8 protein-coding genes are annotated in these 8,382 nt (G+C 68.9%); 1 reads left to right on the top strand and 7 read right to left on the bottom strand.

From position 1 onward, the window contains the following. Positions 1-226: 226 nt before the first annotated feature. The 6 genes from L7D48_RS05175 to L7D48_RS05150 all read right to left on the bottom strand — a co-directional run bounded on the left by L7D48_RS05175 (position 227) and on the right by L7D48_RS05150 (position 4,809). Entirely contained in the window at positions 227-952 is a 726-nt protein-coding gene (locus L7D48_RS05175) for a Tellurium resistance (RefSeq protein ID WP_374491168.1), read from the bottom strand. A gap of 169 nt (positions 953-1,121) precedes the next feature. Beyond that, positions 1,122-2,273 carry a DUF475 domain-containing protein gene (locus L7D48_RS05170; RefSeq protein ID WP_237877690.1) on the bottom strand — a complete coding sequence of 384 codons (1,152 nt, stop codon included), beginning with the start codon at positions 2,271-2,273 and terminating at the stop codon, positions 1,122-1,124. 73 nt (positions 2,274-2,346) lie between these two features. Beyond that, complete coding sequence (locus tag L7D48_RS05165; RefSeq protein ID WP_101254163.1) at positions 2,347-2,925, bottom strand: TerD family protein; 579 nt, start codon at positions 2,923-2,925, stop codon at positions 2,347-2,349. Between the two features lie 146 nt (positions 2,926-3,071). After that, complete coding sequence (locus L7D48_RS05160) at positions 3,072-3,647, bottom strand: TerD family protein (RefSeq protein ID WP_237877689.1); 576 nt, start codon at positions 3,645-3,647, stop codon at positions 3,072-3,074. A gap of 120 nt (positions 3,648-3,767) precedes the next feature. Beyond that, complete coding sequence (locus tag L7D48_RS05155) at positions 3,768-4,226, bottom strand: peroxiredoxin (RefSeq protein ID WP_237877688.1); 459 nt, start codon at positions 4,224-4,226, stop codon at positions 3,768-3,770. Positions 4,227-4,368: 142 nt separating this feature from the next. Then, positions 4,369-4,809, bottom strand: coding sequence for a DUF3052 domain-containing protein (locus L7D48_RS05150; protein ID WP_093654740.1), 441 nt, complete (start codon positions 4,807-4,809; stop codon positions 4,369-4,371). Positions 4,810-5,229: 420 nt separating this feature from the next. On the opposite strand from L7D48_RS05150, the gene aceE reads away from it, so the two are divergent. Beyond that, positions 5,230-7,962 carry a pyruvate dehydrogenase (acetyl-transferring), homodimeric type gene (aceE, locus tag L7D48_RS05145; protein WP_237877687.1) on the top strand — a complete coding sequence of 911 codons (2,733 nt, stop codon included), beginning with the start codon at positions 5,230-5,232 and terminating at the stop codon, positions 7,960-7,962. A gap of 117 nt (positions 7,963-8,079) precedes the next feature. On the opposite strand, the gene L7D48_RS05140 is transcribed toward aceE, so the two are convergent. After that, a complete protein-coding gene (locus L7D48_RS05140) occupies positions 8,080-8,370 on the bottom strand; it encodes a hypothetical protein (RefSeq protein ID WP_237877686.1) in 291 nt (96 codons plus the stop codon). Positions 8,371-8,382 lie beyond the last annotated feature (12 nt).

Below are 8,382 nucleotides of genomic sequence, written 5' to 3'. Positions count from 1 at the left end.
GGGCCCGCATACGGCTACCCGCAGCCCGCCACGGGGGTCCCCCCGGCGCAGCCCGCGTACGGCTACCCGCATGTGCCTCCGCCGCCGGCCCGGCCCCCGGCCCACCGGCCCGGCGCACCCGACCCGGCCTTCACCCTGCCGCCCCAGGGGCCGCAGTTCGTGGGCCGTTAGCCGTACCCGCCCGGTGCGGCTCCCCGCGCGGGGAGCCGCACCGGGCGGGTACGTGTCACGTCCGGTCCGCCTTGTTCTTGTAGCCGCGCGCCCACTGCAGGCCCCAGCCGTAGAGCCGGTCGAGCTCCGACTGGAAGCCGTAGACGTAGCGCACCTCCCGGCGGGCCACCAGCTGGCCCTTGGCGTCGTTCTCGATCAGCACCACCGCGCAGGAGCGGGCCTCGGGGGCCCGCTCGTCGAGGCCGATCTCGATGCGCGGGCCGTTGCTGGGGATCAGCGAGACCACCGCCTGGGTGCGGTCGAACGCCGGGGTGCCGTCGTAGATGTAGACGAAGACCAGCAGCCGCTTGATCTCGTCCTTGTGGTCGAGGTTGACGTAGATGGTCTCGCCCGAGGAGCCGCCGAACCGGTCGTCTCCGCTGAGCTTGACGTACGGCGGCGCGTTGATATCCCCCAGCAGTCCGCCGAGCGGCTGGACGACGCCCTTGGAGCCGTCCTTCAACTCGTACATGCAGGCCAGGTCGAGGTCGACCGTCACCACGCCCCGGGTGTGCCCCTGAACCGGTTCGGGTTTGAAGGCCTGGAGCGGGTTGCGCAGCAGGCCGCCGCGCCTCGGCCGCCCGTCGAAGTCGGACGAGCGCATCCGCCACGAGAGATTGACCTGCAGATGGCCGCTGTCGGCGCCCTGCCGGGTGAGTGAGACCGCCGAGTGCCGCTTGGTCAGCTCCACCGCGTACGTCGAGGAGCCGCCGACCGTGTCGAACTTCGGGCCCCTGCGCATTCCACTGCGCCAGTTCTCCCACAGGGAGACCATGACTTCCTACCCCCAACTCCCGAGCGGACCGTGCCAGGACCATGCCGTCTGCGTGCCCGCGGCGTCATGCCGCGGGGGCGGCCACGAGACGTCTCGTGGCCGCCCCCGCACAGAGCGTTCCGCAATCGGACCGCCGTCACACTCCCGAGGGGACTTCCGGCTTCTGCGCCGGGCTGCCGCCCTCGCCCCCGCTCCGCAGGGCGTCCCTGCGGTTGTGCCGCACCGAGGTCCAGAAGGCGGTACCGATCAGCGCGACGCCGATGAGGCCGGTGATGACCTCGTTGACGTGCCACCTGATGGTGACCAGCAGCAGGATGCCCAGGGCGCCGATGGCGTAGTGGGCGCCGTGCTCCAGGTAGCGGTACTCGTCCAGCGTCCCCTGGCGGACCAGGTAGACGGTGATGGACCGGACGTACATCGCGCCGATGCCCAGGCCGAGCGCGATGACGACCGGGTCGTTGGTGATGGCGAAGGCGCCGATGACGCCGTCGAAGGAGAAGGACGCGTCCAGGACCTCCAGGTAGAGGAACATGAAGAACGCGGCCTTGCCCGCGAGCAGGACGGCCGAGGGCTCCTTGCCGGCGCGCCGGGCGGCCTCCTCGGCCTCGTGCTGCTGCTCCTCGTCCTCTTCGATCTTGTTCTCGAAGTGACTGGAGAGGCCGTTGACGATCAGATAGGTGAGCAGACCCGCGATGCCCGCGAGGTAGACCGTCGCGGACTCGTCCGCGTGTCCCTCGTAGAGCACGGCGTGGGTGCCCAGGACGGACCCCGAGATCAGCAGGGCGATCAGTGCGACGACCACGCTGAGGCCCTCGACCTGCCCGAATCGGGCCAGCGGGCGCTCGATCACCTTGAGCCAGTGGATGTCCCGCTCCCCGTCGAAGAGGAAGTTGAGGAAGATCATCAGCAGGAACATGCCGCCGAAGGCCGCGATCGACGGGTGGGCGTCGGTGACCAGCTGCTCGTAGCGCTCCTGGTCGTTGAGCGCCAGGTCGACCGCCTCGATCGGCCCCAGCTGGGCCGAGACGGAGACGATCACGATGGGGAACACCAGGCGCATGCCGAACACGGCGATGAGGATGCCGATGGTGAGGAAGATCTTCTGCCAGAACTCGTTCATCTTCTTCAACACGCCGGCGTTGACGACGGCGTTGTCGAAGGACAGCGAGATCTCCAGGATGGAGAGGATCCCCACCAGGGCGAACGCCTCCCACCCCCCGAACAAGAAGGCGGCGACGAGTCCGGCGGCGGTGACGCCGAAGGACCAGCCGAATGTCCTTAGAACCACTGATTACCCAATCTTCTCTCTGGTGGGAATCCCCCCACGCCGTGGGCGGTGTGGGGCCGCCGCGCGACCCGCTTTACGAAACGTTTACTCCGAAGTCTAGGGCGATGCCCCGCAGCCCTGACGCATACCCCTGGCCGACGGCCCGGAACTTCCACTCGCCCCCGTACCGGTAGAGCTCCCCGAAGATCATCGCCGTCTCGGAGGAGGCGTCCTCGGTCAGGTCGTAGCGCGCCAGCTCGTTGCCGTCGGCCTGGTTCACCACGCGGATGTAGGCGTCGGTGACCTGGCCGAAGCTCTGCCTGCGGGCCTCGGCGTCGTGGATCGACACCGCGAAGACCACCTTGTCGGCCTGCTGGGGCACCCGGGTGAGGTCCACCAGGATCGTCTCGTCGTCGCCGCCGCCCGTGCCGCCGACCAGCTCGTCGCCCGTGTGCTCGACCGAGCCCTCGGGGCTGGTGAGGTTGTTGTAGAAGACGAAGTACTCGTCGCCGAGCACCCGTCCGCCCGCGCACAGCAGTGCGCTGGCGTCCAGGTCGAAGTCCGCGCCCGTGGTGGAGCGGGCCTTCCAGCCCAGCCCGATCTGGACCTGGGTCAGGTTCGGTGCGGCTTTGGAGAGGGAGACATTGCCCCCCTTGGCGAGCGTGACGCCCATGATGCTGATCCTCTCCCGATGTGATGCGCCCAGTGTTCCCAGAACATCCGGCGCCGCATACCTCCCGGACACGGAAGTCTGCGGCGCCGGAGACTGCCGGGATCGGGTGGAACCGACCGGCGGCAGGAGGTGATGACCGGCAGGTCTCAGACGTTCACCCCGAAGTCCTGCGCGATGCCGCGCAGGCCGGAGGCGTAGCCCTGGCCGATGGCCCGGAACTTCCACTCCGCGCCGTGGCGGTACAGCTCGCCGAAGACCATGGCGGTCTCGGTGGAGGCGTCCTCGCTCAGGTCGTAGCGCGCCAGCTCCCTGTTGTCGGCCTGGTTCACCACGCGGATGTAGGCGTTGCGGACCTGGCCGAAGCTCTGCTGGCGGGTCTCGGCCTCGTAGATCGACACCGGGAAGACGATCTTGGCGACCTCCGCGGGCACCCCGGCGAGGTTCACCTTGATGACCTCGTCGTCGCCCTCGCCCTCACCGGTGAGGTTGTCACCGGTGTGCTCCACGGAGCCGTCGGGACTGGTGAGGTTGTTGAAGAAGACGAAATGCTGGTCGGAGACGACCTTCCCCTCGGCGTTCGTCAGCAGCGCGCTGGCGTCCAGGTCGAAGTCCGTGCCCGTGGTGGTGCGGGCGTCCCAGCCGAGACCGACGATCACGGCGGTCAGGTTGGGGGCTTCCTTGGTCAGCGAGACGTTGCCGCCCTTGCTGAGGCTGACTCCCACGAGTCCTCCCGTTTGGTCGTAAGGAGCACGATGTGCCCCCGTTGCGTGGATGCCGTTCGATAACGAGCCGATCCTAGTGATCGGTTCCCGGCCTATACACGGCCTTGCGGGTGCATGGCCTCACAGGCTTTCGAGGGCCTTCGTGTACTCGTTCAGATCGCGTGCGTCGGGCAGCGCGTTGACGACCGCCCAGCGCACCACGCCCTCCTTGTCGATGATGAAGGTCCCGCGCACCGCGCACCCCTTCTCCTCGTCGAAGACGCCGTACTCGCGGGCGGTGTCGCCGTGCGGCCAGAAGTCCGACAGCAGCGGGTAGTCGAGCCCCTCCTGCTCCGCGAAGACGCGCAGCGTGAAGGGGGAGTCGCACGAGACGGCCAGGAGCTGGACGTCGTCGTTGACGAAGCGGGGCAGTTCGTCGCGCAGGGCACACAGCTCGCCGGTGCACACCCCGGTGAAGGCGAAGGGGTAGAAGAGCAGGACGACGTTCTTCTCGCCCTTGAAGTCCGCGAGCCGCACGGTCTCGCCGTGCTGGTTCCTCAGCTCGAACTCCGGGGCCTTGGTGCCCACCTCGATCGCCATGGACGCGTTCCCTTCGGTGTAGGTGACGCCCCCACCCTACGCAGGGCCCGTACGGCTCCCGAAAGCGCCGAGCCCCCGGTACGGCGGGCGCCGTACCGGGGGCTCGGCCCGGTCTTCGAAGAGGCCGGGGGTCAGTGGTGGGTCACCGCTTGCCGGTGCGGGCTGTCTTCGGGGTGACCAGGCGGTTGCCGGTCCAGTCCTTGCCGGCGTTGACGGTACTGGTCTGGGCCAGGCCGGCGGTCTGGGCCGCCTCGCCGATCTCGCTCGGCTCGACGTACCCGGGCCGTCCGGTCTTCGGCGTCATCAGCCAGACCGGGGCACCGTCCTCGACCAACGTGATGGCGTCCACCAGCGCGTCCGTCAGGTCGCCGTCATCCTCGCGGAACCACAGCACCACGGCGTCGGCCATGTCGTCGTAGTCCTCGTCGACGAGTTCCTGGCCCGTGATGGCCTCGATTCCCTCGCGGAGGGCCTGCTCGGCGTCGTCGTCGTAACCGAGCTCCTGGACCACCTGCCCGGGCTGGAAACCCAGCCTTGCGGCGGGGTTGGTCCGCTCCTCCGCGTGGTCCGCGGTCGCGCTCACGGATTGCCTCCTGTCATCTTTCGAAAGTAGGTGGTGCCCGCGCGGGCGCGCGGAGCATTGGGCGTAGTCCACACGGGCCGGACCGATCGCGCAAGTACCCGGCCACTGATCCCGCCCAAACGTTGACGTGTCGCCGCACACCGCCTGAACCGCTGTGGCGCACGGCACACCCGTACGCCTATTTTGCCCCAATGAGTGGGGAATAAGACTGGGATCGAACGGCCGTGCGCCGACCGCGGCCGCCTTGGGCGTAGGGTTGCCGTTCGGCCGACTCACGCCCCGGCCGCACCGGCCCGGGCACCCGGGCGTCTCACGGAGTGGGGTTACCCCTCGGTAGAGATGACGTATCCGCCCCAGCGGTACACGATGGGAGACGGCGCGACATCCCAGCAGAGCAAGACCGAACAGCGAAGGAACAGCGTGGCTTCCGGATCCGATCGCAACCCGATCATCATTGGTGGCCTTCCCAGCCAGGTCCCGGACTTCGATCCCGAGGAGACCCGGGAGTGGCTCGACTCGCTCGACGCCGCCGTCGACGAGCGGGGCCGGGAACGTGCCCGCTACCTGATGCTCCGCCTCATCGAGCGCGCCCGCGAGAAGCGTGTGGCCGTGCCGGAGATGCGCAGCACGGACTACGTCAACACCATCGCGACCAAGGACGAGCCGTTCTTCCCCGGCAACGAGGAGATCGAACGCAAGATCCTCAACGCGACCCGCTGGAACGCGGCCGTGATGGTCTCGCGCGCTCAGCGGCCGGGCATCGGGGTGGGCGGCCACATCGCCACCTTCGCCTCCTCGGCCTCGCTGTACGACGTGGGCTTCAACCACTTCTTCCGCGGCAAGGACGGCGGCGACGGCGGCGACCAGATCTTCTTCCAGGGACACGCCTCCCCCGGTATCTACGCCCGCGCCTTCCTGCTGGACCGGCTCACCGAGACGCAGCTCGACGGATTCCGCCAGGAGAAGTCGAAGGCGCCCGACGGCCTGTCCAGCTATCCGCACCCGCGGTCGATGCCGGACTTCTGGGAGTTCCCGACCGTCTCCATGGGGCTCGGCCCGATCGGGGCGATCTACCAGGCCCGGATGAACCGCTACATGCAGGCGCGCGGGATCGCCGACACCTCCAACTGCCATGTGTGGGCCTTCCTCGGCGACGGCGAGATGGACGAGCCCGAGTCCCTGGGGCAGCTCTCCCTGGCCGCCCGCGAGGGTCTGGACAACCTGACCTTCGTGGTCAACTGCAACCTCCAGCGGCTCGACGGCCCGGTGCGCGGCAACGGCAAGATCATCCAGGAGCTGGAGTCGGCCTTCCGCGGCGCCGGCTGGAACGTGATCAAGGTCATCTGGGACCGCTCCTGGGATCCGCTGCTGGCGCAGGACCGCGACGGCGTGCTGGTCAACAAGCTGAACACCACCCCTGACGGCCAGTTCCAGACGTACGCCACCGAGACCGGCGCGTACATCCGCGAGCACTTCTTCGGCGGCGACCACCGGCTGCGGAAGATGGTCGAGAACATGACCGACGAGCAGATCCTGCACCTGGGACGCGGCGGCCACGACCACCGCAAGGTGTACGCGGCCTACAAGGCGGCCCGGGAGCACAAGGGCCAGCCGACGGTGATCCTGGCGCAGACGGTCAAGGGCTGGACGCTCGGCCCGAACTTCGAGGGCCGCAACGCCACCCACCAGATGAAGAAGCTGACGGTCGAGGACCTCAAGCGCTTCCGCGACCGGCTGCACCTGCCGATCGCCGACAAGGAGCTGGAGTCCGGCCTGCCCCCCTACTACCACCCGGGGCGGGACTCGGAGGAGATCCAGTACATGCACGACCGGCGGCGCGAGCTGGACGGCTTCACGCCCAAGCGCGTGGACCGCTCCAAGCCGCTGGTACTGCCGGGCGACAAGACCTACGCCACGGTGAAGAAGGGCTCCGGCCAGCAGCAGGTCGCCAGCACGATGGCGTTCGTACGGCTGCTGAAGGACCTGATGCGGGACAAGGAGATCGGCAAGCGGTTCGTGCTGATCGCCCCCGACGAGTACCGCACCTTCGGAATGGACTCGTTCTTCCCGTCGGCCAAGATCTACAACCCGCTGGGCCAGACCTACGAGTCGGTGGACCGCGAGCTGCTGCTGGCGTACAAGGAGTCCCCCAACGGCCAGATGCTGCACGACGGCATCTCCGAGGCGGGGTGCACGGCCTCGCTGATCGCGGCGGGCTCGGCCTACGCCACCCACGGCGAGCCGCTGATCCCGGTCTACGTCTTCTACTCGATGTTCGGGTTCCAGCGCACCGGTGACCAGTTCTGGCAGATGGCCGACCAGCTCGCGCGCGGCTTCGTGCTCGGCGCCACCGCCGGCCGCACCACGCTGACCGGCGAGGGCCTGCAGCACGCCGACGGCCACTCCCAGCTCCTGGCCTCGACCAACCCGGCCTGCGTCGCCTACGACCCGGCCTTCGGCTTCGAGATCGCCCACATCGTGCAGGACGGCCTGCGCCGGATGTACGGCGAGAACGCCGAGGACGTCTTCTACTACCTGACCGTCTACAACGAGCCGATCAAGCAGCCCGCCGAGCCCGAGGGCGTGGACGCCGAGGGCATCGTCAAGGGGCTGTACCGGTACCGGCAGGGTGAGGCCGGGTCGATCCCGGCGCAGATCCTCGCCTCCGGCGTGGCGGTGCCCTGGGCCGTGGAGGCCCAGCGCATCCTCGCCGAGGACTGGAACGTGCGGGCGGACGTCTGGTCGGCGACCTCGTGGAACGAGCTGCGCCGTGAGGCGGTCTCGGTCGAGCGGCACAACCTGCTGCACCCGGAGGAGGAGCAGCGGGTGCCGTATGTGACCCGCAAGCTCCAGGGGACCGAGGGCCCGGTGGTGGCCGTCTCGGACTGGATGCGCTCGGTGCCCGACCAGATCGCCCGCTGGGTGCCGAACCGCTACCAGTCCCTGGGTGCCGACGGTTTCGGCTTCGCCGACACCCGTGGCGCGGCCCGGCGCTTCTTCCACATCGACGCCGAGTCGATCGTCCTGGGCGTGCTCACCGAACTGGCCGGGGAGGGGAAGGTGGACCGCTCGGTGCTCAAGCAGGCCATCGACCGGTACCGGCTGCTCGATGTGGCCGCCGCCGACCCCGGCCCGGCGGGTGGGGACGCCTGATCCCCGCCCTCGGCTGCGTCCGCGGAATTCGCTGATGTGCCGCTGATCTGATGTGCCTCGGCCCCGGCTTCCGAGCCGGGGCCGAGGCACATCACGTGCTGTGCGCCGCCGCGCCCGTCACAGCCACAGCCCCCACGAGCCGGAGGCGGTGAAGAGCCATATCAGGCCGAAGACGGTGTCCAGCGCACCCAGGACCACGGCCACCACCGCCGCCTTCGACCGGGTGTTCCAGCGGCGTCCCATGGCGAGCCAGCCGCAGACCATCGCGATGGGGCCGAGTACGAACCCCATCACGAAGAGCCCTACGACCGCGCAGACCGCACCGATGACGCCGAACGTCGAGCGCTCGTCCCCGGTGAGGTCTCCACCGCCACGCCGTTTGCCTTCGAAGTACCGCGTGCCCGTCATCTTCCCTCCCAG

Source organism: Streptomyces sp. ICN903 (assembly GCF_022015835.1).
In the GTDB taxonomy this organism is placed as follows: Bacteria; Actinomycetota; Actinomycetes; order Streptomycetales; family Streptomycetaceae; genus Streptomyces; species Streptomyces fenghuangensis.
This window is presented reverse-complemented; position numbering and strand designations above follow the sequence as displayed.